At 72.9% G+C, this 23,437-nt stretch carries 18 protein-coding genes; 10 read left to right on the top strand and 8 right to left on the bottom strand.

Going from position 1 to position 23,437, the window contains the following annotated elements:
- Nucleotides 1-75: 75 nt before the first annotated feature.
- Nucleotides 76-1,290: a Ca2+-dependent phosphoinositide-specific phospholipase C gene (locus FM076_RS05485; protein WP_173868789.1), complete on the top strand. Its 1,215-nt coding sequence runs from the start codon at nucleotides 76-78 to the stop codon at nucleotides 1,288-1,290.
- Between the two features lie 55 nt (nucleotides 1,291-1,345).
- On the opposite strand, the gene FM076_RS05480 is transcribed toward FM076_RS05485, so the two are convergent.
- Together FM076_RS05480 and FM076_RS05475 are read right to left on the bottom strand one after the other, a co-directional pair.
- Nucleotides 1,346-2,206 carry an SIP domain-containing protein gene (locus FM076_RS05480; RefSeq protein WP_173868788.1) on the bottom strand — a complete coding sequence of 287 codons (861 nt, stop codon included), beginning with the start codon at nucleotides 2,204-2,206 and terminating at the stop codon, nucleotides 1,346-1,348.
- Between the two features lie 91 nt (nucleotides 2,207-2,297).
- Complete coding sequence (locus FM076_RS05475; RefSeq protein WP_173874525.1) at nucleotides 2,298-3,203, bottom strand: 5'-3' exonuclease; 906 nt, start codon at nucleotides 3,201-3,203, stop codon at nucleotides 2,298-2,300.
- 336 nt (nucleotides 3,204-3,539) lie between these two features.
- Here FM076_RS05475 and FM076_RS05470 point away from each other — a divergent pair, with 336 nt between their 5' ends.
- From FM076_RS05470 to FM076_RS05460, 3 genes are all read left to right on the top strand, one after another.
- On the top strand, nucleotides 3,540-4,637 hold the full coding sequence (locus FM076_RS05470) for a betaine/proline/choline family ABC transporter ATP-binding protein (protein WP_173868787.1): 1,098 nt from the start codon (nucleotides 3,540-3,542) through the stop codon (nucleotides 4,635-4,637).
- On the top strand, nucleotides 4,630-7,245 hold the full coding sequence (locus tag FM076_RS05465) for a glycine betaine ABC transporter substrate-binding protein (RefSeq protein WP_173868786.1): 2,616 nt from the start codon (nucleotides 4,630-4,632) through the stop codon (nucleotides 7,243-7,245). Before FM076_RS05470 ends, FM076_RS05465 begins: the two co-directional genes overlap by 8 nt.
- A 387-nt stretch (nucleotides 7,246-7,632) precedes the next feature.
- On the top strand, nucleotides 7,633-9,213 hold the full coding sequence (locus FM076_RS05460; RefSeq protein WP_173868785.1) for a TROVE domain-containing protein: 1,581 nt from the start codon (nucleotides 7,633-7,635) through the stop codon (nucleotides 9,211-9,213).
- A 49-nt stretch (nucleotides 9,214-9,262) separates the two neighbouring features.
- Here the strand turns inward: FM076_RS05460 and FM076_RS05455 are convergent, their stop codons facing one another.
- Complete coding sequence (locus FM076_RS05455; RefSeq protein ID WP_173868784.1) at nucleotides 9,263-10,222, bottom strand: TIGR03557 family F420-dependent LLM class oxidoreductase; 960 nt, start codon at nucleotides 10,220-10,222, stop codon at nucleotides 9,263-9,265.
- 103 nt (nucleotides 10,223-10,325) lie between these two features.
- Between FM076_RS05455 and FM076_RS05450 the strand changes: the two genes are divergently transcribed.
- Nucleotides 10,326-11,063 carry a helical backbone metal receptor gene (locus FM076_RS05450; protein WP_173868783.1) on the top strand — a complete coding sequence of 246 codons (738 nt, stop codon included), beginning with the start codon at nucleotides 10,326-10,328 and terminating at the stop codon, nucleotides 11,061-11,063.
- On the opposite strand, the gene FM076_RS05445 is transcribed toward FM076_RS05450, so the two are convergent.
- A complete protein-coding gene (locus FM076_RS05445) occupies nucleotides 11,029-12,147 on the bottom strand; it encodes a TDT family transporter (RefSeq protein WP_173868782.1) in 1,119 nt (372 codons plus the stop codon). The genes FM076_RS05450 and FM076_RS05445 overlap by 35 nt on opposite strands.
- A gap of 71 nt (nucleotides 12,148-12,218) precedes the next feature.
- On the opposite strand from FM076_RS05445, the gene FM076_RS05440 reads away from it, so the two are divergent.
- A complete protein-coding gene (locus FM076_RS05440) occupies nucleotides 12,219-13,184 on the top strand; it encodes a LysR family transcriptional regulator (protein ID WP_428814691.1) in 966 nt (321 codons plus the stop codon).
- On the opposite strand, the gene FM076_RS05435 is transcribed toward FM076_RS05440, so the two are convergent.
- The 3 genes from FM076_RS05435 to FM076_RS05425 form a co-directional block, all read right to left on the bottom strand.
- Complete coding sequence (locus FM076_RS05435) at nucleotides 13,174-13,893, bottom strand: gamma-glutamyl-gamma-aminobutyrate hydrolase family protein (RefSeq protein WP_173868781.1); 720 nt, start codon at nucleotides 13,891-13,893, stop codon at nucleotides 13,174-13,176. The two genes, FM076_RS05440 and FM076_RS05435, sit on opposite strands and share 11 nt — an antisense overlap.
- Nucleotides 13,894-14,035: 142 nt before the next feature.
- Nucleotides 14,036-15,541: an ethanolamine permease gene (gene eat, locus FM076_RS05430; RefSeq protein ID WP_173868780.1), complete on the bottom strand. Its 1,506-nt coding sequence runs from the start codon at nucleotides 15,539-15,541 to the stop codon at nucleotides 14,036-14,038.
- A 149-nt stretch (nucleotides 15,542-15,690) separates the two neighbouring features.
- Entirely contained in the window at nucleotides 15,691-16,416 is a 726-nt protein-coding gene (locus FM076_RS05425; protein WP_173868779.1) for a FadR/GntR family transcriptional regulator, read from the bottom strand.
- A gap of 72 nt (nucleotides 16,417-16,488) precedes the next feature.
- Here FM076_RS05425 and FM076_RS05420 point away from each other — a divergent pair, with 72 nt between their 5' ends.
- The 4 genes from FM076_RS05420 (at nucleotide 16,489) to FM076_RS05405 (ending at nucleotide 21,571) form a co-directional block, all read left to right on the top strand.
- On the top strand, nucleotides 16,489-17,856 hold the full coding sequence (locus FM076_RS05420) for a glutamine synthetase (protein WP_173868778.1): 1,368 nt from the start codon (nucleotides 16,489-16,491) through the stop codon (nucleotides 17,854-17,856).
- Nucleotides 17,857-17,930: 74 nt separating this feature from the next.
- The gene (locus FM076_RS05415; RefSeq protein ID WP_173868777.1) at nucleotides 17,931-19,349 is read left to right on the top strand and encodes an aldehyde dehydrogenase family protein; all 1,419 of its coding nucleotides are present in this window, start codon (nucleotides 17,931-17,933) and stop codon (nucleotides 19,347-19,349) included.
- The gene (locus FM076_RS05410) at nucleotides 19,346-20,161 is read left to right on the top strand and encodes a 3-oxoacyl-ACP reductase (RefSeq protein ID WP_345944897.1); all 816 of its coding nucleotides are present in this window, start codon (nucleotides 19,346-19,348) and stop codon (nucleotides 20,159-20,161) included. The genes FM076_RS05415 and FM076_RS05410 overlap by 4 nt, the downstream gene beginning before the upstream one ends.
- A gap of 123 nt (nucleotides 20,162-20,284) precedes the next feature.
- Complete coding sequence (locus FM076_RS05405; RefSeq protein ID WP_173868776.1) at nucleotides 20,285-21,571, top strand: haloacid dehalogenase-like hydrolase; 1,287 nt, start codon at nucleotides 20,285-20,287, stop codon at nucleotides 21,569-21,571.
- 227 nt (nucleotides 21,572-21,798) lie between these two features.
- Here FM076_RS05405 and FM076_RS05400 read toward each other — a convergent pair whose 3' ends face one another.
- A complete protein-coding gene (locus FM076_RS05400) occupies nucleotides 21,799-23,013 on the bottom strand; it encodes an alanine racemase (RefSeq protein WP_173868775.1) in 1,215 nt (404 codons plus the stop codon).
- Between the last annotated feature and the right edge of the window lie 424 nt (nucleotides 23,014-23,437).

Genomic DNA, 23,437 nt, shown 5'->3' with positions numbered 1-23,437 from the left:
GGGTCCGGCACTCTCGCGTGCGTCCCGCGCGATGCCGCGCCGTCCTCGCCCACCCGTACCCGACAGGGGGCCGAAGTGCGTACGAGAAGAAGAACCGGGGCCGCCTCCCGCTTCCGCCGCTGGGCCGGGGCCGTCGCCGCCGTCGCGGTGCTCGCCTCGCTGGGCGCCGCTGCCCAGCCGGGTGCGGCCGCCCAGCCTGGCGCCGCCGGGCGGGGCGGGTCCGGTGATCCGGCCGGCGGCCTGCGGCTGACCCAGCTCCAGGCGATGGCCACGCACAACAGCTACCACCGCGAGACCACCTCCCTCGCCGAGCAGAGCGTCATGTCCCGGTACGACCCGAACTGGCAGACGCTGCTCTACAGCCATGCCTCGCTGCCGGCGCAGTTCGAGCGCCAGCGGGCGCGCGGCATCGAACTCGACGTGTTCCCCGACCCCGAGGGCGGCCTCTACGCCGATCCGCTGCTGCGCAAGCGCGCCGGGCTGCCGCCGCTGGACGAGCCGGAGCTGAAGAAGCCCGGCTTCAAGGTGCTGCACTGGGCCGACTTCGACTACCGCTCGACGTGTGTGACCCTGCGGGGCTGTCTGCGGCAGGTTGAGGAGTGGTCCCGGCAGAGGCCCGGTCATGTGGCCGTGCCGATCCTGCTGGAGCTGAAGAAGACCGACCCCAGGCTGGAGGAGCAGGGCGGCGCCAAGAGTCCGCCCTGGGACACGGCCATGCTGGACGCGCTGGACGAGGAGATCCGGTCCGTCTTCGGGGAGGAGGAGATGGTCACCCCCGACGACATCCGGCGGCCCGGCAGGACGCTGGAGCAGTCGGTGCTGCGGCACGGCTGGCCGAGGGTGCGGGACACCCGCGGCCAGGTCGTGTTCCTCATGGACAACGACGCCCAGGACATCCAGGACGCCTACCGCGCCCGGGGACGCGAGAGCCTCCAGGGGCGGGTGCTGTTCACCGATTCCGAACCCGGGCGGCCCGACGCGGCGTTCATGAAGGTGAACGACCCGCGCGGGGCCAACCAGGCGGTCATCCGCGACCTGGTGCGGCGCGGCTTCTTCGTCCGCACCCGCTCCGACGTGCCGCTGGAGCAGGCGCGCAGCGGGGACACCGGGATGCTGCGGGACGCCCTCTCCTCGGGCGCGCAGATGGTGAGCACCGACTTCCCCGTGCCGGGGATGGCGGCGCGCTACGGCTCCGACTACGTCGCGGAACTGCCCGGTACGCGCGGCCCGGTGCGGTGCAACCCGGTGACGGGGCCGCGCCACTGCCCCCGAAGGGCGCTGGAACGCTGAGGGAAGGGCGGGCGGGGGCGCCGGGAGCGCCCCCGCCCGAGGGGCCGGGGTGCTCTCAGGCCGCGGTGGGCCGGCCCTCCTGCTCGGCCTCGACCTGGGCGTTCCACTCCCGCTTGGACGCCTGCCAGCCGTCCTCGTCGGCGCCGAGCCGCCAGTAGCCGGAGATGGACAGCTGCTCGCGGGCGATGCCGCGCTCCAGCCTGAGGTGCCCGCGCAGCTCCTTCACGAATCCGGCCTCACCGTGGACGAAGGCGTGCACCCGGCCCGCGGGGAAGTCCAGGTCGCGGACGGCGGCGACGAGGCGCCGTCCCACCGGGTCGGCGCCCCGGTGCAGCCAGACGACCTCGGCGCCGGGCGGCGCCGCCAGGGGCTGCTCCTCCTGAGGGCCGGCCACCTCGATGAACGCCCGCACGGGCGCGCCGGCGGGCACGCGGGCCAGCGAGGCGGCGATGGCGGGCAGTGCGCTCTCGTCGCCGGCGAGCAGATGCCAGTCGGCGTCGGGGCTGGGGGAGTAGGCGCCTCCGGGCCCCAGGAAGCGCACCTCGTCGCCCGCGGTGGCGTTCAGGGCCCAGGGCCCGGCGAGCCCCTCGTCCCCGTGGACGACGAAGTCGATGGTCAGCTCCAGCGCGTCCGGGTCCCAGGCCCGCACGGTGTAGGTGCGCATGGCGGGCCACTGGTCGCGCGGCTGCTCGGCGCGGATGCGCTCGATGTCGAACGGCTCGGGGTAGCTGACACCGGGGCGCGGGAAGAGCAGCTTGACGTAGTGGTCGGTGTGCTCCCCGGCCGGGAAGCCGGCCAGGGAGTCGCCGCCGAGGACGACGCGCACCATGTGCGGCGTCAGCCGCTCGGTGCGGACCACGCGTGCGTGGTGGAGCTGCGGCTTCTGGCGGGCCGGACGGACGGGGCGGTCTGGCACGGGGCCTCCTGGGCACGACGTGAAGGACGGGCACTCTCAGCGCACCGTAACTTAGGCATGCCTAAGTTACCAGGCCCGGCCGCCGTGGTGATCAACCGGCCAGTGCCGTCAGCAGGCGTTGCAGCGATCCGCCGAGCCCCCACCGCTCGGCGAGCTGTGCCAGCCCGGACGCGTCGCGCGGGACCCGCGGCAGCGTGAGGTCGGCCTCCGGGAGCGCCACGTCCCGGGCGACCCGGACCACCTTCGGTGCGACGTCCAGATACCCGGCGGCCTCCTTGAGCTTGGTGCGCTGGGCGGGGGTGAGCCGGGAGACCGGGTCGGCGGCGGCGGCCCGGATGCCCTCCAGGTCGCCGTACCGCGCCAGCAGGGTGGCGGCCGTCTTCTCCCCGATGCCGCGGACGCCGGGCAGGCCGTCGCTGGGGTCGCCCCGGAGCACCGCGAGGTCGGCGTAACCGGCGCCGTCGACGCCGTACTTGGCGTGCAGTGCCGCACCGTCGAAGACGGCCAGGTCGCCGACGCCCTTGACCGGGTAGAGCACCCGCACACCGCGCTCGTCGTCGATCAGCTGGAAGAGGTCGCGGTCCCCGGTGACGATGTCGACCGGTCCCGCTGACCGGGCCGCCAGGGTGCCGATCACGTCGTCGGCCTCGTACCCCTCGGCGCCCAGCCTGGCGAGGCCGACGGCGTCGAGCACCTGCTCGATCACCGGGACCTGCGGGCCGAGGGTGTCGGGTGTCTCCTCCTCGTCGGGGGCGCCGGTGACCTCCTCGGCGACGCGGTGGGCCTTGTAGGAGGGGATCAGCTCGACCCGCCACCGCGGGCGCCAGTCGGCGTCCATGCAGGCCACCAGGGCGTCGGGGCGGTGGTCCCGCACCAGCCTGGCGATGAAGTCGAGGAGTCCGCGCACGGCGTTGACGGGGGTGCCGTCCGGGGCGCGGACGGACTCCGGGACGCCGAAGTAGGCGCGGAAGTAGAGGGAGGCGGTGTCCAGGAGCATCAGCCGGGGGCCGTCAGGGTCCCGCGGCGCGTTTGCTGTGTTCGCTGTGGTGATGGTCACGGGCCGATGATGCCGTACGGGACCGACAGCGAGCGTGCGGTTCCGCTCCGTGCGTTTCCGTGGCGGTGATGGTCGTCCCGCCCGTTTTCGCCGGTATGAAGCGCGTCACTACCGGTTTGGAGTCGCGATCTTTGAGTAGGAGCCCTCTGGCAAAGCCTTCGTGTAAGGTGCACCTTTCCGGTATGCACTGTTTGCGGCGTTTGCAATGAGCGATGCGTCGCGCAAACCGAAGCGTGGGGGAATGCCGGTACCTGTTGTCGACGCGAGAAGGTGAATGTGTCCAGGCTGAGAGCCGAACACCTGTACAAAGTGTTCGGGAGGAGAGCAGACCAGGCAGTGGCCCGGCTGGAAGCCGGGGCGGACCGCGACCAGCTGCGTGCCCAGGGCACCACCGCGGCCGTCATCGATGCCTCCTTCGAAGTCGAAGAGGGACAGATATTCGTGGTCATGGGCCTGTCCGGGTCCGGCAAGTCCACGCTGCTGCGGATGCTCAACGGCCTCCTCGAACCCACCTCGGGCCGGGTCCTGTTCGACGGCGAGGACCTGACCGCGCTCCGCCCGCGCGAGCTGCGCGAGGTACGCGCCCGAAAGATCAGCATGGTCTTCCAGCACTTCGCGCTCTTCCCCCACCGCAGCGTGCTGGAGAACGCCGCCTACGGCCTGGAGGTGCAGGGCGTCCCGCGCGAGGAGCGCGAGCGGCGCGCCACCGAGGCACTGGAGCTGGCCGGGCTCAAGGGCTGGGAGAAGTCCTGGCCCGACGAGCTGTCCGGCGGCATGCAGCAGCGCGTCGGCCTGGCCCGGGCCCTGGCCACCGACGCCGATCTGCTCCTGATGGACGAGTCGTTCAGCGCCCTGGACCCGCTGATCCGCCGTGACATGCAGGACCAGCTCCTGGAGCTGCAGAAGACGCTGAAGAAGACGATCGTCTTCATCACCCACGACCTGAACGAGGCCATGCGCCTGGGCGACCGCATCGCCGTGATGCGCGACGGGCGGATCGTCCAGATCGGCACCGCCGAGGACATCCTGGTGCGCCCGGCCACCGACTACGTCGCCTCCTTCATCCAGGACGTCGACCGCTCCCGCGTGCTGACCGCGGGCTCGATCATGGAGGACGCCAGGACCGACGCCGCCGCCGTCCAGGGCCGCGGACTCGGCAAGGCGCCGACCGTCACCGCCGAGACGCCGATCGCCGAGCTGTTCTCCCCGTTCTCCACCAGCGAGGACACCATGGTCGTCACGGACGAGACGGGTACCCCCGTGGGCGTCATCGACCGCGAGCGGCTGCTGTCCGCGCTGGCCGAGGAGCCCCGGGTGGACTCCGCCCCGGCCGGCCGCGGCACCGAGGACGCCGGGGTGACCGCACGTGCCTGAGTTCCACCCCGGCAACTGGGTCGAGAGCGCCGTCGACTGGCTGCAGAAGCACCTCGGCTGGCTCTTCGACTTCATCAACACGGTACTGACCGGGCTGTACGACGGGATCAACGCGGTCCTCAGCGGCGGCGAGCCGCTGCTGCTGGCGGGCATCCTCGCCGTCATCGCCTTCTGGCTGCGCGGGCTGGCCGCGGGCGTCATCGCCTTCGCCGGGTTCGTGCTGATCGACTCGTTCGGCCTGTGGGGCGAGGCGATGAACACGCTCTCGCTCGTCCTGGCCGCCGCCGTCATCACGCTGGTGATCGCGGTACCGACGGGCATCTGGGCGGCGCGCAACAAGGCGGTCAGCGCCGCCGTGCGCCCCGTGCTGGACGTCATGCAGACGATGCCCGCCTTCGTCTACCTCATCCCCGGCGTGATGTTCTTCTCCGTCGGCACGACCCCCGGTCTGCTGGCGACGATCATCTTCTCGATGCCGCCCGGTGTCCGGATGACCGAGCTGGGCATCCGGCAGGTCGACAGCGAGCTGGTGGAGGCCGCCGAGGCGTTCGGCACCAGCCCCAAGCACACCCTCACCCGGGTGCAGTTCCCGCTGGCCCTGCCCACGATCATGGCCGGTATCAACCAGGTCATCATGCTGGCGCTGTCCATGGTCGTCATCGCCGGTATGGCGGGCGCCCCCGGCCTCGGTGAGCGCGTCTACGCGGCCGTCACCCAGGTGCAGATCGGCCTCGGTGTCGAGTCCGGTGTCGCCGTCGTCATCCTGGCCATGTACCTGGACCGCATCACCGGCGCCCTCAACGCGCGGGTCTCACCGCTGGGCCGCCGCGCCGCGGCCAAGGCCACCGCGATGATGGGCCGGCTGCGCTTCGCCCGCTACAAGCCGGGCACCGCCGTCGCGCTGTGCGGCGTCGTGATCCTCGCCGTGATCGCGGGCGGGATGAACCTCGCCGGTTCCGGCTCCCAGGACGAGGCGGGCGGCAGCACCGACGTCGGCAAGGGCAAGCAGCTCACCATGGGCTACATCCCCTGGGACGAGGGCATCGCCACCTCCTACCTGTGGAAGGAGGCGCTGGAGCAGCGCGGCTTCTCCCCCCAGCTCAAGCAGCTGGACGCCGGCCCGCTCTACACCTCCCTCGCGCAGGGGCAGACGGACTTCCAGACGGACGCCTGGCTGCCGACCACGCACCAGCAGTACTGGGACAAGTACGGCTCCAGGATGGAGAAGCTGGGCGACTGGTACGGCCCCACCTCGCTGGAGCTGACCGTCCCGTCCTACGTCAAGGGCGTCAAGTCCCTGGAGGACCTCAAGGGGCAGGGCAAGAAGTTCAAGGGCAAGATCATCGGCATCGAGTCCAGCGCCGGTGAGATGAAGATCCTCAAGGAGAAGGTCCTCAAGGACTACGGCCTGGAGGGCGAGTACAAGGTCGTCTCCTCGTCCACCTCCTCCATGCTCTCCGAGCTGAAGCGCTCCCTCCAGAAGAAGGAGCCGGTCGTCGTCACGCTGTGGTCGCCGCACTGGGCGTACAACGCCTACGACCTGACCAAGCTGAAGGACCCCAAGGGCTCCTTCGGCAAGGGCGAGAAGCTCTACAACGTCGCCCGCAAGGGCTTCGCCGAGGACAACCCCGTCGTCGCGAGCTGGCTGAGGAACTTCCATCTGACGGAGAAGCAGCTCACCTCCCTGGAGGACAGGATCCAGGGCGCCCCCAAGGGGCAGGAGCAGAAGGCCGTCAAGGACTGGCTGAAGGACCGCCCCGGCTTCCTCGACAAGATGGTGCCGGTGCCCGGCGGCCACAAGAAGCAGGGCAAGGACGCCGGCAAGGCCGTCACCATGGGCTACTTCCCCTGGGACGAAGCCATCGCGACCACCTACCTGTGGCAGAACATCCTGGAGGACCGCGGCTACAAGCCCGACGTCAAGCAGCTCGACCCGGGCCCGCTCTACACGGCCATGGCCCAGGGGCGGATGGACTTCCAGACGGACGCCTGGCTGCCCACCACGCACGAGCAGTACTGGCGCAAGTACAAGGACAAGCTCACCGACGTGGGCTCCTGGTACGGCCCCACCTCGCTGGAGCTGTCGGTGCCGAAGTACGTCAAGGGCGTCGACTCCCTGGCGGACCTCAAGGGCAAGGGCGGCAGGTTCGGCGGGAAGATCACCGGCATCGAGTCCAGCGCGGGCGAGATGAAGATCCTCAAGCAGGTGCTCAAGGACTACGGCCTGGACAAGGAGTACAAGGTCGTCTCCTCGTCCACCTCCTCCATGCTCGCCGATGTGGACAAGGCGACGAAGCAGAAGAAGCCGATCCTGACGACCACCTGGTCCCCGCACTGGGTCTACAGCAAGTACCCGATGAAGAAGCTCAAGGACCCGAAGGGCTCCTGGGGCAAGGGCGACCACATCCACATCACCGCCAAGAAGGACTTCGCGAAGGACTTCCCCGAGCTGTACGGCTGGCTGAAGGACTTCAAGCTGTCCGAGAAGGACCTCGGGTCGCTCGAAGCCGCCATCCAAAGCGGCGGCAAGGGCAAGGAGAAGGAATCCGCGCGCAAGTGGCTGGATTCCCGCCCCGGCCTGGAGGACAAGCTGGCCCCGGTCACATGACCGGCGCCGCCTGACCCAGCGACACCGAGCGGCCCCGGGCCACGCGTTCACCGCGTGGCCCGGGGCCGCTTCCCGCGCGCCGGAAATTCGCATGACGCGCCGACCGCGTCGGCCTACCGTCGGGGAGGTGAACGAACGCACCTCCCGGTGCGAAGACGGCGGTTACTTCTTTGGTGGATGAAACAGGTTCGAATCCTGAATCCGTCGTCGCGTCCGGTCTCGGGAGGCGCGCTCGGCACCTCGGGGGAGCGCCCGGTGCGCAGGTGACGGTTACTTCACTCTTCCTGAACCCGGCCGTCGCCGCTTTTGGTCCTCGGGCGCCTTCCGGAGTGCCGTGCGCGCGTCTCCCGGATTCCGGCGCACAGCCGAAACAACGCGGGGGAAGTCATGAGCAAGTTCAACCGTCCGCGTGCCTCCACGCGCACCGCCCTCACGGTCACCCACCAGGGCGGCAAGGCGTACGTGCGCGACGCCAGGTGGGAGCTGGTGCTGCTCGCCGTCGTCAACATGGCCGGCGAGGACACCTTCTACGAGTCGGCGAAGGAGCGCGACGACCGGTACGCGGACCTGGTGCACACCGTCGCCGTCGAGGACGGCGCGTGGACGGCCCGTTTCGTGGGCTGGCTGCGCGACGAGGCGCAGATGCGCTCCGCGTCGCTGGTCGCCGCGGCGCACGCCGTCTGGGCCCGGCTGGCCGAGGGCAGGCACGGCGGCAACCGGGCGATCGTCTCCGCAGCCTGCCGCCGCGCGGACGAGCCCGGCGAGTTCCTGGCCTACTGGACGTCGGCCTTCGGCCGTGCCGTGCCCAAGCCCGTCAAGCGCGGGCTGGCCGACGCGGTACGCCGCCTCTACACCGAGAGGGCGCTGCTCAAGTACGACACCGACAGCCACGGCTTCCGCTTCGGGGACGTCCTGGAACTCACCCACGCGGCGCCCGACCCGGACAAGCCGTGGCAGGGCGACCTCTTCCGGCACGCGCTCGACCGGCGGCACGGCCGCGGCGACCGGATTCCCGCGACGCTGCCGACCGTCCGGGCCCGCGCCGAACTGCTGGCCGTTCCCGCCGAGGAGCGCGCCCGTCTGCTCGCCCGGCCCGACGGCCCCCGTGCCCTGGCCCGCGCGGGCATGACCTGGGAGGCACTGGCGGGCTGGCTCCAGGGGCCGATGGACGCCGCGGCCTGGGAGGCCGTGCTGCCGTCGATGGGGCTGATGGCGCAGCTGCGCAACCTGCGCAACTTCGACCGCGCGGGGCTGTCGGACGAGGCCGTGCGGCCGGTCCTCGACCGGCTGCGGGACCCGTCGCAGATCGCGCGCTCGCGGCAGTTCCCGTACCGGTTCCTGTCCGCCTACCGGGCCGCGCCCTCGCTGCGGTGGGCCCACGCGCTGGAGCAGGCTCTCGCTGCCGCCACCGCCAACGTCCCGGCGCTGCCCGGCCGTACGCTGCTCCTGGTCGACGCCTCCGGCTCGATGCAGGGCACCGTCTCGGCGCGCTCGACGGTCACGCACGCGGATGTCGGCGCGCTGTTCGGCGCGGTGCTCGCGCACCGCGGGGCCCAGGTGGAGATGTACGGGTTCGCCTCCGGGCACTTCCGGCACGAGCTGACCCCCGGCGGCTCGGTGCTGCGGGACGTCGAGGCGTTCCGCGCCCGGCTGGGCGAGGTCGGGTACGGCACCGAGACGGTGGCGGCCCTCCGCGCGGCCTACGACGGCCACGACCGCGTCGTGATCGTCTCGGACATGCAGGCCCTCCACCACCCCGGGACCGGGGCGCGGGGCGTCTCGGTCTCCGAGGCGGTGCCGGCGTCCGTGCCGGTGTTCGGCGTCAACACCTCCGGGTACGCGCCGTCCGCGCTGGACACCTCGCGGCCCAACCGGTTCGAGATCGGCGGCTTCTCCGACAAGCTGTTCACCATGATGGCGCTGCTCGCCGAGGGGGAGACGGCCCGGATGCCCTGGGAGCCGGAATGAGCGGGGCTCCCGCCCGCGCCTGGGACCGGGGCGGGCGGGAGCCCCGTCGTCATCCGCCGTGGAAGGCGGGGAGGATGTCGTCCTGCCAGACGCGGAAGAACTCCTCGTGGCGGGACCCGATCTGCTGCACGTACACCTCGTCGAACCCGGCGTCGGCGTACTCCCGAAGGCGGGCCCGGTAGCGTTCGGCGTCGGGCCCGCAGACCATCTGCGCGGCCACGTCGTCGCGCGGGACCAGGGAAGCGGCGGCGGCGAAGTCCTTCTGCCGGGTCAGCGTGGAGGGCAGCCGGCCCGGCAGCAGTTCGGTGGCCCACAGCCGGTGGGCCGTATCCAGCCCCTCCTCCTCGCTGGGCGCCCAGCACACCTTCATCCCGCCCTGCACCGGCCGCCGCCCGCCGCCGGCCTCCCGGTAGCGGCTCACCAGTTCCGCGTTCGGCGAGGCGGTGCAGAAGGCGTCACCGATGCGGGCGGCCACCTTGGTGGCCTTCGGCCCGAACGCCGAGACGGAGATGGGCACCGGCTCCTCGGGCACCGTGTAGAGCCGTGCCTCGTCCACCCGGTAGTAGGCGCCGCGGAAGGTGGTGCGCTTCCCGGTGTGCAGCCGGCGGATGAGGTGGACGGCCTCCTCCAGCCTCTCCAGCCGCTCGCCCGGCGGCGGCCAGTGCTGGCCGAGCACATGCTCGTTGAGGGCCTCACCGCTGCCGACGCCGAGCGTGAACCTCCCCTCCAGCTGCACCGCCGCCGTCGCCGCGGCGTGCGCGACGATCGCCGGGTGCATCCGGAAGGTGGGGCAGGTGACGGCGGTGCCCACCGGCAGCGAGGTGACCTGCGAGAGCGCTCCGATCACGGACCACACGAAGGGGCTGCTGCCCTGGGCGTCGGTCCACGGGTGGAAGTGGTCGGAGATCCACAGCCGCTGGAAGCCGGCCTCCTCGGCCATCCGCGCCTGGCGGACCAGCTCCTTTGGACCGAACTCCTCGCAGGCAAGAAAGTATCCGATGCTGACCATGCAGGGAGGGGTACCGTTTCCTCCCCTGCTGAAACGAATGAGACGGATCATCACCTTCCTGGCACGGTACCGCCCGGTCCGGGCCCCGCGTAGGGTGCCGGCCATGAGATGCCGGTCCGTCGTGTCCCTGGTGCCCTCCCTCACCGAGGCGGTGGCGGTCACCGCGCCCGGCCTGCTGACCGGCGCCACCGACTGGTGCGGCCACCCGGGAGACCTGGATGTCGTCCGGGTCCGGGGCACCAAGAACCCCGATGTGGCGGCCGTCGTCCGGCTCGCCCCGGACCTCGTCCTGGCCAACGAGGAGGAGAACCGCCCGCAGGACGTCCGGGCACTCCGCGAGGCGGGGCTGCGCGTCCTGGTGACCGAGGTCCGCAGCCTCGCACAGGGCTTCGCCGAACTGCACCGGGTACTCACCGAGGGCTGCGGCCTGCGCCGCCCCGGCTGGCTGGACGACGCGGAGCGGGCCTGGGACCGCGCCCGCGCCGAGCACGCCGGCCGCGACCTGCGCGCGGTGGTCCCCGTCTGGCGCAGACCGTGGAGGGTGCTGGGCCGCGACACCTTCGCGGGCGACCTCCTCGCACACCTCGGCGTCCGCAACGTCCACGCCGGCCACGCCGAGCGCTACCCCCGCATCCCCTTGGAGCAGCTCGCGGACCCGGCCCGGGCCGATCTGGTCGTCCTGCCCGACGAGCCCTACCGATTCACGGCCGAGGACGGTCCCGAGGCGTTCCCCGGGATGCCCGCGGCGCTCGTCAGCGGACGGCACCTCACCTGGTACGGGCCCTCGCTGGCCGAGGCGCCGCGGGTCATCGGCGCGGCGCTGCGAGCAGCGCTCCGCTGACCAGCCCGCAGGCCGTCCGGACGGCGGCGGCCAGCCAGGCGGTGACCAGGACGGCGTACAGCCCGACGGCCAGCCAGCCGAACGCGTCCGCTCCGGCGTGCCGTCCCAGCGCCGCCGCGCCCGTCACACACGTCCCCACCGGGAAGGTGAAGGCCCACCACGTCATGGAGAAGCCCATGCCCCGGCGGGCGGCGCGCACCACCAGGGCCGTGGAGAGGGCCAGCCACAGCAGGGCGAAGCCGAGCACCGGCACGCCGTAGAGCACCGGGAGCGCCCCGAAGAGGCCGGGCGCGGCGTCGGCGAGGTTGCCCATGGCCGTCGTGGACTGCCCCAGCGGGCCCAGCACCAGGAACATCAGCGGGGTGAGCGGTGCGGGCAGCGGGCCGTGGTGGACGAGCCGGGAGAAGACCAGCGGCAGGATCAGCAGCGTTGCCAGCAGGCTCATCCCGAACAGCGCGTAGCACCCCAGCAGCATCGTCAGCCGGGGCTGTCCGGCGGGCAGATGGGCGGCCAGCGGCGGACCGAGCGCGGCCGAGACCATCGGCGCCACCACGGGCAGCAGCCAGACAGGGCTGGCGCTGCCGGGCGCCAGTTCGTGCCGGGTGATCATCAGGTACGGCACCGTCACCGTCGCCACCAGCCCTACCGCCGTACCGGCCGCCCACAGCCCCGTGTCGGTGCCCACCGATCCCGGCACCCGCAGCGCCAGCGCGGCGCCGCCCACCGCCAGCAGCGCCATCGCCAGACAGCCGTAGAACGGTGCGACCGCGGGGTCCCGCAGATGGGCGCGCGCCTGGTCGGGGTGGCGCAGCCAGTGCCCCGCGCGGGCCACCAGCAGGACGGCCAGCAGCGCCGCCGCCAGCGCCCAGACGGCTTCGAGCACGGGGCGCGGCGGGTGGACGGGCAGCGCGGCACCGGCGCCGGCGACGATGGCGGTGCCCATCACGGACGCGTACCAGTTCGGGCCGAGGGCGCGCAGCCGGGAGGGGAGCGCGTCGGACCCGGCGGGTCCGGGCGGGGCCGCGGTGCCCGGCGGCGTCGGCGGGTCCTGGGGTACCAGGTGCGGCGAAGGGAAAGCGGTCATGACTCCACGCTCCTCCCGACCAGGGCCCTCCCACCAGGGCGCATTCCCCTATGGGGGCATAAGGTGAGCCTATGAGCCCGGTGGACGGCCGAACCCGTGAGCGGGCGGCGGACAACAGCGCGCCGGACCGGACGTCCCCCCGCGGGCTGTCGCACCGGGTGCCGGACCTGGGGGCGCTGGAACTGCTGCTGGCCGTCGCCCGGCTCGGCAGCCTGGGCCGGGCCGCGCGCGAGACGGGCGTCAGCCAGCCCGCCGCCAGCGGCCGCATCCGCTCCATGGAACGGATGCTCGGCGTCACCCTGCTGGAGCGCTCCCCGCGCGGCTCGCGGCTGACGGCGGCCGGCGTACTGGTCACCGACTGGGCGCGGCGCATCGTGGAGTCCGCCGAGGCCTTCGACGCGGGTGTCGGCGCGCTGCGCGACCGGCGCGACTCCAAGCTGACCGTCGCCGCCAGCATGACCATCGCCGAGTACCTGCTGCCCGGCTGGCTGATCGCCCTGCGCACGGGGCGGCCCGGCACCGCCGTCTCGCTGCGCGCGGGCAACAGCGCCGCCGTGGCCCGTATGGTTCTCGACGGCGAGGCCGACCTCGGCTTCGTGGAGGGACTGGGGACGCCTCCCGGCCTGGACGGCACCGTCATCGCCCGCGACCGGCTGCTGGTCGTCGCCGCGCCCGGCCACCCCTGGACCCGGCGCCGCACACCGGTCGGCCGCGAGGAACTGGCGGCCACCGGGCTGGTGCTGCGCGAGCCGGGTTCCGGGACGCGGCAGGTCCTGGACGCCGCGCTCGCCGGTCACGGCGGGCTGGCGCCACCGCTGCTGGAACTGGCCTCCACCACGGCCGTCAAGGCCGCGGCCGTCAGCGGCGCCGGGCCCGCCGTCCTGAGCGAACTGGCGGTGGGGGAGGAGCTGTCGGCACGCCGGCTGGTCGAGGTCGCCGTCGGCGGCGGGGAACTGAGCCGCGCGCTGCGCGCCGTCTGGCCGCGCGGCTCCCGGCCCACCGGCCCCGCGCGGGACCTGCTGGCCCTCACCCGCTGAGGCCGCGCCGGGCCGCGGTCACCAGGGCCCGCATCAGCCGCAGGTCCGTGCCCGCCTCGGGATGCCACTGGACGGCGAGCAGGAAGCTGTCCGCGTCCGGGAGTTCGAGCGCTTCGACGGTGCCGTCGCCGGTGGCGTAGGCGCTCGCCACCAGCCCCTCGCCCAGCTCGTCCACCGCCTGGTGGTGGTAGGTGGGCACGGAGACGGCCGCGTCGCACTCCAGCACCTTGGCCAGTAGCGTGCCCGGTACGGGGGCGACCTCGTGGGTGCCGAAGACCCCGGTGGCGCCCCGGTGGGCGCCGGTGGTGGGCAGGTGCTGGACGAGGGTGCCGCCCAGTGCGACGTTGAGGATCTGCATGCCCCGGCAGACGGCGAGCAGCGGCACGCGCCGGGCGAGGGCCTCCCGGGTGACGGCCAGCTCCCACGCGTCGCGCTCGGGATGGGCGGGTCCGGTGCGCGGGTCGCGCTCCGCGCCGTAGCGGGCCGGATCCACGTCGGGGCCGCCCGCCGTGACGACGCCGTCGAGGCGGGAGACCAGGTCGGCCGCCGCCCGGGGGTCCTCGTCCGGCGGGACCAGGACGGCGCGGGCACCCGCCCGGTGCGCCATGCGGTGGTAGGAGGCCGGGAGGAGGGCCGCGGGCAGGTGCCAGTCACCCCAGCGGGCCGAGGGTTCCAGGTAGGTGGTGATGCCGATGAGGGGTGGTGCCACGGGGGTGCTCCTGTGTGCGGGTGCGCTGCGGTGCGTCGGTGGGCCTTCGGTGGAGTGCGGTGCGTCGGTGGGTCTTCGGCGGAGAGCGGTGCGCCGGTGGGTCCTCGGCGGACGGGAGCTGTGGGAGTCCCTCCCCGGCTCCTCAGCTCTTCAGTTCCTCCTCCGCCTTCGCCAGTGCCGCGAACTCCTCCTCCGGGGCGGCGGCCACCAGGTGGCGGCGGGAGTAGAGGGCGAAGTAGGCGAGGGCCGCCGCGTACACCGCCAGGGCGATCAGCGCGGCCTGCTTGTCCACCAGGAAGGTGGCGACCAGGGCCGCCAGCGCCAGGACGAAGGCGACCGAGGAGGTGAGGATGCCGCCGGGGGTGCGGTAGGGGCGGTCCAGGTGGGGTTCGCGCCTGCGCAGCACGATGTGGGAGAGGGACATCAGGGCGTAGGAGATGGTGGCGCCGAAGACGGCGATGTTGAGCATGGTCGCGCCGTCGCCGCTGCCCGCCGCGAGGGCGAAGCCGAGGGCGCCGGGCAGCAGCAGACCCAGGTAGGGGGCCTTGCGGCGGCTGGTGAGGGAGAGGAAGCGGGGCAGGTAGCCCGCGCGGGAGAGCGCGAACAGCTGGCGGGAGCCGGCGAAGATGAGGGAGAAGAACGAGGCGACCAGCCCGGCCAGGCCCGCGTAGTTGACGACGCGGGAGAGCGCGGTGGCCTCGCCGTGCGGCTCCAGGGCCTCGACCAGGGGGTTGCCCACGTCCTGGATGGCCGACGAGCCGCGTGCCCCGGTGGCGGCCACGAAGGTGAGCAGGGCGAGCAGCAGCAGGATGCCCATCGACCAGGCCATCGCCTTCGGCAGCGTACGGGCCGGGTCGCGGGTCTCCTCGGCGGCGAGCGGGACGCCCTCGACGCCGAGGAAGAACCACATGCCGAAGGGGAACGCCGCCCAGATGCCCAGCAGGCCGAACGGCAGCCAGGAGCCGGAGCCGAAGGCGCCGTGGTCGACGGGGATGTCGTCCAGGGCGCCGGTGTGGAACTCGGTCAGGGCCCCCGCGACGAAGACCAGCAGCGCGGCGACCGCGATCGCGGTGACGACGAGGGAGAAGCGCAGCGCCTCGCCGACGCCCCACAGGTGGACGCCGAGGAACAGGGCGAAGCAGACCAGGTAGACGGGCCAGCCGGACTCCAGGCCGAACAGGCCGAGGGATTCGACGTAGTCGCCGATGAAGCAGACGATGGCGGCCGGGGCCAGCACGTACTCGATGAGGATGGCGGTGCCGGTCAGGAAGCCGCCCCAGGGGCCCAGGGCGCGGCGGGCGAAGCCGTAACCGCCGCCGGCGGTGGGCAGGATGGCGGACAGCTCGGCCAGGGCGAAGACCATGCAGGCGTACATCAGGCCCATGAGGACGGCGGCGACGGCGAGTCCGCCGAAGCCGCCCTCGGCCAGGCCCGCGTTCCAGCCCGAGTAGTCGCCCGAGACGACGTAGGCGACACCGAGACCGGTCAGCAGCAACGGCCCCGCGCTGCCGCGCCGCAGCGCACGGCGCTCCAGGTACGCCGCGGCGGGGTCGGGCCGTGCCGTGCCGCCGGGTGCTGCCGTGCCGCCGGGCGCCGCCGGGAGGCCGCCGCCCATGGGATCGGTGGGGGACGCGGACTGTTCGGTCATGTGCCAGACTCCCGCCGTCGGCCATTGGTGTGCTGGCATACCTTTGTGGCCCTGAGCGGTCAGGCGCAACCCCTCGTACGTGAACGGGAGGTAACGGGAAGCGGCGTTGCGGGGCATACGGCACCAAAAGTCCGCAGCTTCCGCACAGTTCACGCGAGAAATCCCCAAAGGAGTGAGGCCGTGCCCGCGCAGTGCTCGCGGGCCACCGCCCGGGCCGCGTCGCTGTCCTCCTCCAGGACCGCGGCCACCAGCGCCGCGTGCTGCCGCTGCGAGTGCTCCAGGTTGCGCACCAGCAGCGGGATGCGGCCCAGCAGCTCGTTCAGCTTGGCCCGCACGGCGGCGTACTGCGCGGTCAGCGAGGGTGAGCCCGCCAGTTCGACCAGGGTGAGGTGGAGCAGGGTGTCGAGCCGGCGGTAGTCGGTGAGCGCCGCCTCGCCGGTGGCCTCCAGCGCCCCCCGCAGCCGGGCGGCCTCCTGGGCGGACAGGCCGCGGGAGGCGCACAGTTCGGCGGCGCCCGCCTCCAGGACCTCACGGAAGCGCAGGGTGTCCACCAGGTCGGACGTGGGCACCGGCGCCGGAGCCGCCGCCGGGTCGCCCGTCCTGGGCTGCGGCAGGACGAAGGTGCCGCCGTACCGGCCGCGCCTGCTGACCACCACGCCCTGCTCGGCGAGGACCTTGAGCACCTCGCGCAGGGTGACGCGGCTGATGCCGAGCCGCTCGGCCAGCTCCCGCTCGGCCGGCAGCCGTCCGCCCTCCGGCACCAGGCCGAGCCGGACGATCTGGAGTATCTGCTCCAGGGCCTCCTCGAACCCGTTGCCCGCGCGTACCGTACGCAGCACCGTGGCCAGCCTGTCGTCCTCCGGTGTGGAACGCATGGCACCCTCTTCCGTTGCAATGGTCTCCATGGCTACCTTATGGCTTCCGTGCATCGGACAGGAGGCCCACTCGTGGCAGACAGCACACCGCCCCTCGACGTCGAAGAGCTGAGAGGACTTGTCGACGCGGGCGAGGTCGACACCGTTGTCCTGGCCTTCACCGACATGCAAGGACGCCTCCAGGGAAAGCGGTTCGCCGCGCCGTACTTCCTCCAGCACGTCCTCGACGGCGGCAGTGAGGGCTGCAACTACCTGCTCGCCGTCGACGTGGACCTCAACACCGTGGACGGCTACGCGATGGCCTCCTGGGAGCGCGGTTACGGCGACTTCGCCATGCACGGCGACCACGCCACCTTGCGCCGCGTCCCCTGGAACCCCGGCACCGCGCTGCTGATCGCCGACCTGGCCTGGCACGACGGCTCACCCGTGGCCGCCTCGCCGCGGCAGATCCTCAAGCGCCAGCTCGACCGGCTCGCCGAACGCGACTGGGGTGCCTACGCGGGCACCGAGCTGGAGTTCATGGTCTTCCAGGACACCTACGAACAGGCGTGGGACGGCGCCTACCGGGGCCTGACACCCGCCAACCAGTACAACGTCGACTACTCCATCCTCGGCACCGGACGCGTCGAGCCCCTGCTGCGCCGGATACGGAACGAGATGGGGGCCGCCGGCATGGTCGTGGAGTCGGCCAAGGGCGAGTGCAACCTGGGGCAGCACGAGATCGCCTTCCGCTTCACCGACGCGCTCACCACCTGCGACCAGCACGTCATCTACAAGACCGGGGCCAAGGAGATCGCCGCCCAGGAGGGCCGGGCCCTCACCTTCATGGCCAAGTACGACGAGCGGGAGGGCAATTCCTGCCACATCCACCTCTCCCTGCGCGACGAGGCGGGGAACCCCGTGCTCGCCGACGGCACGGGCGAGTACGGGATGTCCGGCCTGATGCGGCACTTCCTGGCCGGGCAGCTCGCCGCGCTGCGGGAGTTCACCCTGCTGTACGCGCCGAACATCAACTCCTACAAGCGGTTCCAGCCCGGCTCCTTCGCCCCCACCGCCGTCGCCTGGGGCCCCGACAACCGCACCTGCGCGCTGCGGGTCGTCGGCCACGGCGCCGGGCACCGGCTGGAGAACCGCGTCCCCGGCGGTGACGTCAACCCCTACCTCGCCGTCGCGGGGATGATCGCGGCCGGACTGCACGGCGTCGACAACCGGCTGGAGCTGCCCGCCGCCTGCACCGGCAACGCCTACGAACAGGACGCGCCGCACGTCCCCGGCACCCTGCGGGAGGCCGCCCAGCTGTGGGAGGACAGCGCCCTGGCCCGCGACGCCTTCGGCGACGAGGTGGTGGAGCACTACCTGAACATGGCCCGCGTGGAGCAGCGGGCCTTCGACGCCGCCGTGACCGACTGGGAGCGGTACCGCTCCTTCGAGCGCATGTGAGGGACACATGCCGCTCAGGTGGACAGGAAATCGAATGTGCGTACAGCGCGCATATGAGTAAGGACTGACGCACCGTGCACCACGCATCCGGAGAAGACCGCACCGGGCCACCGGCGGAGAAGCTGGAGATCGTCAACCCCGCGACGGAGGAGATCGTCGCCACCGTCCCCGCCACCACCCCCGCCCAGGTGGACACCGCCGTCGCGCGGGCCGCCACCGCGCAGGCCGCCTGGGCGGGGCTCGCCCCGGCGGACCGCGCCCGGCTGCTGCGCCGGTTCGCGTCCGTGGTGGACGGGCACATCGAGGAGCTGGCCGTCCTCGAGACCCGGGAGGCCGGGCACCCGCTGAGCAACGCCATCTGGGAGGCGGGCAACGTCCGCGACCTGCTCGACTACTCCGCAGGCGGGGTCGAGCGGCTGACGGGGCGGCAGATCCCCGTCGCCGGGGGCGTGAACATCACCTTCGCCGAGCCGCTGGGCGTGGTCGCGGTGATCGCCCCGTGGAACTTCCCCATGCCCGTCGCGGCCTGGGGAACGGCACCCGCGCTCGCGGCCGGGAACGCCGTCCTCCTCAAACCCGCCGAGAACACCCCGCTGACCGCGCTGCGGCTGGCGGAGCTGGCCCTGGAGGCCGGACTGCCCGAAGGGCTCTTCCAGGTGCTGCCCGGCGAGGGGCCCGTCACCGGAACGGCGCTGGTCGAGCACCCGCGCGTGGCCAAGGTCGTCTTCACCGGCTCGACCGCCGTCGGCAAGCGGATCATGGCCCGGTGCGCGGCGTCCGTGAAACGCGTGACCCTCGAACTGGGCGGCAAGAGCCCCAACATCGTCTTCGCCGACGCCGACCTGGAAGAGGCGGCGGCGGGCGCGCCCGGCTCCTTCCTGGACAACACCGGGCAGGACTGCTGCGCCCGCAGCCGCATCCTGGTCCAGCGCTCCGTCCACGACCGCTTCCTGGAACTGCTGGAGCCCGCCGTGCACGCCTTCCGCGCCGGGGACCCGGTGGACGCCGCCACCCGGATGGGGCCGCTGATCTCCGCGCGGCAGCTGGAGCGGGTACGCGGCTACGTGCCGCAGGACGCGCCCGCCCTCATCCGGGGCAGCGTCCCCGAGGGGCCCGGGTTCTGGTACCCGGCGACCGTGCTGGCCGGCGCCCCGGGGGACCGGGTCGCCGTGGAGGAGGTCTTCGGACCCGTCGCCGTCGTCATCCCGTTCGAGGACGAGGAGGAGGCGGTGCGGCTCGCCAACGAGACCGAGTACGGGCTCTCCGGCTCCGTGTGGACGCGGGACGTGGGCCGCGCCCTGCGGGTCAGCGGCGGGGTCGCCGCGGGGAACCTGTCGGTCAACTCGCACAGCAGCGTCCGGTACTCCACGCCCTTCGGGGGATACAAGCAGTCCGGGCTCGGACGCGAGCTGGGCCCCGGCGCGCTCGCCGCCTTCACCGAGACCAAGAACGTCTTCCTCAGCACGGAACCCAGCACCAAGGAGAGCTCGTGAGCCGGACCGACCAGATCCTCGTGAGCCAGGACGACCGGACCGCCGTCTGCCGCCGCCTCGTCGGGCGTACGGCGGTGGTGACCGGCGCGGGCAGCGGCATCGGCCTGGCGACCGCCCGCCGTCTCGCCTCGGAGGGCGCCCACGTGGTGTGCGCCGACATCGACGCCGAACGCGGCAAGTCGGCGGCCGAGGAGATCGACGGACTGTTCGTCCAGACGGACGTCACCGACCAGGAGCAGGTGGAGGCGCTGTTCCGGACGGCGAACGACGCCTGCGGATCGGTCGACGTCGCCTTCAACAACGCGGGCATCTCGCCACCCGAGGACGGTTCCATCCTGGAGACCGGACTGGAGGCGTGGCGGCACGTGCAGGAGGTGAACCTCACCTCGGTGTACCTGTGCTGCAAGGCCGTCCTGCCGTACATGCGCGCCCAGGGGCGCGGCTCCATCATCAACACGGCCTCCTTCGTGGCCGTCATGGGGGCCGCCACCTCGCAGATCAGCTACACCGCCGCCAAGGGCGGGGTGCTGGCCATGTCGCGGGAGCTGGGGGTGCAGTTCGCCCGGGAGGGCATCAGGGTGAACGCGCTGTGCCCCGGCCCGGGGAACACACCGCTGCTGAAGGAGCTGTTCGCCAAGGACCCCGAGCGGGCGCAGCGGCGGCTGGTGCACGTGCCCGCGGGACGGTTCGCCGAGCCGGAGGAGATCGCCGCGGCGGTGGCGTTCCTGGCCAGTGACGACTCCTCCTATGTGAACGCCGCGGAGTTCCTGGTGGACGGGGGGATCACGGGAGCGTACGTCACGCCGTTGTAGGGCGCTCGTCCCGCGTCACCGGTGGCACCGCTCAGGCGACGCGGGACAGGGGCGGCCAAGGGCCGTGCCGCGACAGATGTAGCGTGCACATGGTCACTGCCGACAACCCAGGAGAGGCGCCAGATGCGCAGCAGATCCGTCCTGACCGCCCTCGCAGCCGCCCTCGCAGCCGCCCTCGCACCCGTTCCCGCACAGGCCCACGGCCACCACGGCGCGGGCCGGCACTGCCCCCAGCTGTCCAAGGACCTCCCCTGGTACGGGGAGAACAGGGCGAAGCTCCAGCGCACCATCGACGAGCGCGGCGTGTGCTCACCCCACTGGCGGGGCGGGAAGCACCGGCCGGTCGCGGCGTTCGACTGGGACAACACCATTGTCAAGAACGACTCGACCGACGCGACCATCGCCTGGGCCCTGGAGCACGACAAGATCCTGCGGCCCAAGGACTGGTCGGACACCAGCGAGTGGCTCACCCCGGCCGCCGACCGGGCGCTCACCAAGGCGTGCGGCACCCGGGTGCCGGTCGGCGAGCCCCTGCCGACGTCCACGAACACCGCCTGCGCCGACGAGATCCTCCAGGTGCGCGGCGAAGCCGAGACGATGAGCGGCCAGGACGCCTTCGAGGGGGAGTGGAACCACCGGCGCACCGTCCCGGAGTACGCGTGGGTCCCGCAGCTGTTCGCGGGGCACACCGTCGCGGAACTCCGCTCCTACGCACGGGCCGCGCGGGACGAGGCACTGGCGGCGCCGGTCGGCAGCGAGAAGCGCGTCGGCACCCACACCCTGCCCGCCTACAGCCGCTACTACGACCAGCAGAAGGACCTCGTCCGCACGCTGCGGAAGGCCGGGTTCGACGTCTACATCGTCTCTGCCGGCTCCGAGCCGGTGACCGAGGAGTGGTCCAGCGGCGTCGGCATCGACCGCGCGCACACCCTCGCCATCCGCAGCGTCGTGCGGCACGGCCGCATCACCACTTGGACCAGGGGCTGCGGCGGCACCGGCGTGAGCCAGGGGGAGGACATCCCCTACATCGACGGCAAGCGCTGCGTGATCAACCAGGAGATCTTCGGCGTCAAGGGCGCCCGGGCCTGGCAGAAGCAGGACCGGCGGCACCGCATCGCGATCGGCGGGGGCGACGCCGACACCGACGTCGCGTTCGTCGGTGACGCCACCGGCACGCACCTCGTGCTCAACCGGAACAAGCCGGAGATCATGTGCCGCGGCTACGACGACGCCGACGGCCGCTGGGCGGTGAACCCGATGTTCATCGAACCGCTGCCGCGCAAGGAGGACCCGTACCCGTGCGCCGAGGACGCCTTCACCAACCCTGACGGCTCGACCGGCCCGGTGCGCCGGGACGACGGCTCCGTCATCCCCGACCAGGAGGACACCGCGTACGGGGCCGAGGCCTGACCCGGCCGTCCGCGCGGGGGCGTCCGTTCCCGGGGCGCCCCCGCACGTCGTACGGGTGTGCCATGAGGTGCGGGCCTGAGCCTGACGGCCCCGCCAGGCCGGTGCCCCGGCCCCTCCCGGCACCGGGCACGGGCGGCGGCAGCAGAGAACCCGTCTGGGACGAGAGGCTGGAAGGGGGCCTCGGAGCCGTCCGGGACGACGGCCCGCCCCCAAGTCCCGTCAGGGGGTCACAGGAAGGTCATGCCCTCGCCCCGGTAGGTGGGCACGGACTCGACCACCCGGTCGCCCTCGACCAGGTGCAGGGCCGCGAACCGCTCGCACAGCTCGCCCGACTTGGCGTGCCGGAACCAGACCTTGTCCCCGATCAGCAGGTCGTCGGCGGGCTGTCCCAGCAGCGGGGTCTGCACCTCGCCGGGTCCCTCCTGCGGGTCGTACCGCAGACCGGTGGGCAGGAACGGCTGCGGCAGCCGGTCGCGGCCCGCCGCACCGGAGGCCGGGTAGCCGCCGCCGAGGACCGTCACCACGCCGACCCCCGGCCGGCGCACGACGGGCATGGCGAAGAGCGCGGCCGGGCGGCCGGTGAACGAGGTGTAGTGGTCGAACAGGCGCGGCACGAACAGGCCCGAGCCGGCGGCGATCTCGGTGACGGCGTCCTCGGCCGCGGTGTGCTGGACGCTGCCCGTGCCGCCGCCGTTGACGAACTCCAGCTCCGGCGCCACCGCGCGGACCGCCCGCACCGCCGCGGCCCGCCGTGCGGACAGCTCGCGCCGTGCCGCCGCCTGCATCAGCCGGACGGCACGTGAGCGCAGGGCCGCACCCGGAACGGCGTCGCCCACACCCGCCACATGCGCCTCGTATCCCATCACCCCCACCAGCCGGAAGCCCGGGCGCCGCTGGACGGCCCGCGCCAGCTCGGCCAGGGCGGCGGGGGAGTGCAGCGGGGAGCGGCGGGCCCCGACACGCACCCGGCCGCCCAGCAGACGCAGTGAGGTGTCCAGTTCGAGACAGACGCGGATCTCCGCACGGCCGCCGTCGCGCGCCGAGTCGATCAGCGCCAGCTGCGCGGGGTCGTCGACCATCACGGTCACCGCTTCCGCCAGCTTCGGGTCGGACGCCAGTTCGGCGTACCCGGCACGGTCCGCCGACGGGTAGGCCAGCAGCACGTCCTGGACGCCCGAACGGGCCAGCCACAGCGACTCGGCCAGCGTGTAGCTCATCACCCCGCGGAAGCCGTCCTTGGCCAGGACCCGCTCCAACAGGGCCCGGCACCGCACGGACTTGGTGGCGACACGCAGCGGCTTGCCCCCGGCGCGCCGCACCAGGTCGTCGGCGTTGGCGTCGAACGCCTCCAGGTCGACCAGGGCGAGCGGCGCGTCGAGATGGGCGGTCGCGCGGTCGTACCGGGTGCGCACGGCGGCGAGATCGGCAGTCGTATCGAACACCCTTGCAGCTTGCCAGAGCCGCGCCCCGCGGCCCAGCCCCCCGGAACGACGGCGACCGGCCCGGGGACCGGCGCGTTCGCCCACTTCGGCAGGGCTGCCACCGCTGTCTCGGCCGGGTTGCCCACCCTCCCGGTCCGCACCGTAGAGTGACGCCGCACGCCGTGACGGGACGGCACGCGGCAACAGTTCACTGTGGCCCCGGCGAACCGGCCTGCTCCGCAAGGCGTTCGTGTGGGTCGGTAGCACGCGAAGGGGGCGCACATGAGCACCGACGCCGACCGTGCCCCGGTCCCCGAGCGCCCCGCCGCCCCGCCCCGGCCGGCCGTCACACCGCGCCCCTCCGGCACCCCGGCCGACGCGACGGACCCGGCCGCCCCGCCCGCACCCTCGCGTGCGGCCGCACCGTCCGTGCCCCCGCGCGCGG

The sequence above is a fragment of the Streptomyces albus subsp. chlorinus genome, assembly GCF_013302895.1.
Classification (GTDB): Bacteria; Actinomycetota; Actinomycetes; order Streptomycetales; family Streptomycetaceae; genus Streptomyces; species Streptomyces chlorinus.
The sequence above is the reverse complement of the archived record's forward strand: the minus strand, read 5'-3'. Positions and strand labels throughout refer to the sequence as shown.